At 65.5% G+C, this 3,395-nt stretch carries 2 protein-coding genes and 1 pseudogene; all 3 read right to left on the reverse strand.

The features are described 5' to 3' along the window. Positions 1–1,451, reverse strand: a 1,451-nt coding sequence (gene ftsH, locus V6M49_RS15910; RefSeq protein ID WP_332761967.1) for an ATP-dependent zinc metalloprotease FtsH, incomplete at its 3' end; no start/stop codon positions are given. 176 nt (positions 1,452–1,627) lie between these two features. Continuing rightward, the gene (locus tag V6M49_RS15915; RefSeq protein WP_332761968.1) at positions 1,628–3,175 is read right to left on the reverse strand and encodes a glycoside hydrolase family 32 protein; all 1,548 of its coding nucleotides are present in this window, start codon (positions 3,173–3,175) and stop codon (positions 1,628–1,630) included. A 73-nt stretch (positions 3,176–3,248) separates the two neighbouring features. After that, positions 3,249–3,395 (reverse strand): annotated as a pseudogene (locus V6M49_RS15920) (LacI family transcriptional regulator); the annotation flags it as partial.

The following is a 3,395-nucleotide window of genomic DNA, read 5'->3' on the forward strand; positions in this document are numbered from 1 at the left end:
GCCATCTGGTCCAGCAGTTCGTTGCGGGTGATCGAGTACTTGTCGTTCTCCGGGACCACCATGGTGTAGCCCAGGGCGCGGCCGCGGGGCAGGATGGTGATCTTAGTGACCGGCGCCGAGTTCCGCAGCGCGGCCGCCACCAGGGCGTGTCCGCCCTCGTGGTACGCGGTGATTTTGCGCTCGTGTTCCTTCATCACGCGGCTGCGTTTCTGCGGGCCTGCCATAACGCGGTCAATGGCCTCGTCCAGGGCGCGGTCATCGATGAGGTTGGCGTTGGAGCGCGCGGTCAGCAGGGCTGCCTCGTTCAGGACGTTGGCGAGGTCTGCGCCGGTGTAGCCCGGGGTCTTCTTCGCCACGGCCTTGAGGTCAACGCCCGGGGCCATCGGCTTGCCCTTGGCGTGCACCTGCAGGATCTGGTCGCGGCCGATCAGGTCCGGGGCGTCCACCGAGATCTGGCGGTCAAAACGGCCGGGACGGAGCAGGGCCGGGTCCAGGACGTCGGGGCGGTTGGTGGCAGCGATAAGGATGACGTTGGTCTTAACGTCGAAGCCGTCCATTTCAACCAGCAACTGGTTGAGGGTCTGCTCGCGTTCGTCATTGCCGCCGCCGATGCCGGCACCGCGGTGCCGGCCGACGGCGTCGATCTCGTCGACAAAGATAATGGCGGGAGAGTTGGCCTTGGCCTGCTCGAAGAGGTCGCGGACACGGGACGCGCCCACGCCGACAAACATTTCCACGAAGTCCGAGCCGGAGATGGAGAAGAACGGCACGCCGGCCTCACCGGCGACGGCACGGGCCAGGAGGGTCTTGCCGGTTCCCGGAGCGCCGTAGAGCAGCACGCCCTTGGGGATCTTGGCGCCCACGGCCTGGAATTTGGCCGGTTCCTGCAGGAACTCCTTGATCTCCTGGAGCTCCTCCACGGCCTCGTCCGCACCTGCTACGTCAACGAAGGTCACTTGCGGCATGTCCTTGTTGACCATCTTGGCCTTGGACTTGCCGAACTGCATGATCTTCGAGCCGCCGCCCTGCATCCGGGTCATCAGGAACCAGAACAGCGCACCTAGCAGAATGACAGGGATAAGCAGCGAGAGCAGGCCGGAGAACCAGTTGCTTTCGATCGGCTGGTCCGTGTAGCCGTTGGCGGGCTTGGCTGCTGTGACGGCCTTGACGACGTCGATGGCGCGGGCGTCGACAAAGAAGAACTGGACGCTCTTGCCCTTGTCCTGGCCGTTGACATCCAGGTTGTCCTTAAGGGTCAGGTCAACGCGGTTTTCGCCGTCGAAGATCTTTGCCTGCTCAACCTTGCCGCTGTCCGCGAGGAGCTCAAGGCCCTTGTCCGTGTCGATCCGTGCCGCACCGCCGGGAGCCAGTGTTGCAAAAGCCACGAGGAGCATGGCGATCACAACAACGATCCAGATGCCCGGGCCCTTGAAGAAACTCTTAGCTTTCATCTGTTCGGGGGCTGGCCCCGTCCCTCCTGGTAGTGCTGCACGGCGAGTGGTCTACGCGCGTGTGGTGCTGCCTCAGCTACTAGCTATACACCGTTCGGAGTAATTCACGCACGGTGCCGCGCAAAAGTTCCCTCTGGGCGTAGCGGGATCTGGAAGGTACCGCGGAACTCCCCAGGTCAGCCGGCTGCGGCGACAGCCAGTTTCCGGAGGATGGCCGTGCCGCCCTCGGCGAACACGGACGAACCCTTGTTTCCAACGCGCGGGAAGATCAGGTCGGTCAGGACCACTTTCCCGCCCTGGGCGAAGACCTCAACAGAGCAATGATCGACGACGATGCGCAGCGTGAGCACGCCGTCCTCCAGCAGGACGGGGGCGGACTCCACGGACGCGAAGGCCGGGTGGAATGCCGTTTCCCCCGCAACTGTGCGGTCCAGGGTCAGCACCCCGGCGGCGGGGTCGTAGGCGAGGACCGCGGCACCGCCGTCGGAATCCTCCCAGAACCGGAAACCGCAGCGGCCCGCTGCGCCCGGAAGAATCTCGGCGTCGATGACCTGCGCTTCGCCTGGCAGGATTTCCGGCAGCGGCAGCACACCGTGAAGCTCGCGGCCGTCCAGGAGCTGGACACTCTCAAGGGGCGGAAGAATGGGGGCCTGCACCAGGGCCGGACGCCCGTCCACCGTTTCCAGCGAGACCTCACGGACCAGCGACATCCCGGACCGCCACGGGAACGTGGGCAAGCTGTTGGCGTAGTCCCAGTTGCTGAGCCAGCCGATCATGAGGCGCCGTCCGTCGGGAACATTGCTGAAGGAGACGGCGGCGTAGTAGTCGCGGCCCCAGTCCAGCCAGCGGCATTCGCGGAGCCGTCCAGCCTCGGCGCCCGCACCGCTGGTTGCGTAGACCGGAGAGTCAAGCAGGGATGACGGATCAGGCGTGAACGTGAAGCCGTCAAAGTCGCCCACGAAATATTGCCCGCCAGAGCCTCCGGCCACTGCGCCGGGGTTGATGTTGACCACCAGCACCCACTTGGTCCGGTCCGGATCGCCGTCCACGGGCAGCGGGAAGAGGTCAGGGCATTCCCACTCTCCCCCGGCGGCGTTGGCGGGTCCGAACTCGCTGGCCAGCTCCCACACGCGCAGGTCTGTGGAACGGTAGAAAACCACCTTTTGCTCCCGCGCTTCGACAGCGGCCATCACCCAGCACAGGCCGTCAGGGCCGGGGTAACTGAAGACCTTGGGGTCGCGGAAGTTTGCCGAGCCGCGCGTCAGGACGGGGTTGCCCGCGAACTTGGTCCAGGTCATGCCGGCGTCGTTGCTGTAGGCCAGGGACTGGGCCTGGGTGCCTTCATGGGCGGTGCCGGGCTTGAACGCGCTGGTGTAGATGGCCACCAGGGGCGGGTTTTCGGCGCTGCCGAAGCCCGAGCTGTTGGCATGGTCCACCACAATGCTGCCGGAGTAGATGTCCTCGGCATCATCGCAGGCAATGGCCACGGGCTGCTCGGTCCACTGCACCAGGTCGGTGGACGTTGCGTGGCCCCAGGACATGTTGCCCCACACGGTCCCGTACGGGTTGTTCTGGTAGTAGAGGTGGTACGTACCGCCGTAAAACACCAGGCCGTTGGGGTCATTGAGCCAGGTGTCCCGCGCCGTGTAGTGGAGGGCGGGACGCAGGTGCGGCGTTCCGGCCGGGTCCGTCTCGGGGCGTGCGTCATCAAGGTAACTGGACATGGGTGGTGGGTCCTTGGTCTGGTGTGCGTAGGTTCTGGCCTTGGCCTTGTAACTGGCGGTAACGCAGCAGCGGTCAGCGCGCGGGCGCCGCCACCGAATCGCGCCGCACCAGCGGGCAGTCCAGGATGGTCGGGTGGAGCGCCATGAGGGCCAGGTCCGTCTTACCCTCGATGGCGTCGATCAGGTTCTCGGCGGCCCAGGCACCCATTTCGTAGTGCGG

This window comes from Pseudarthrobacter sp., from assembly GCF_036675385.1.
Classification (GTDB): Bacteria; Actinomycetota; Actinomycetes; order Actinomycetales; family Micrococcaceae; genus Arthrobacter.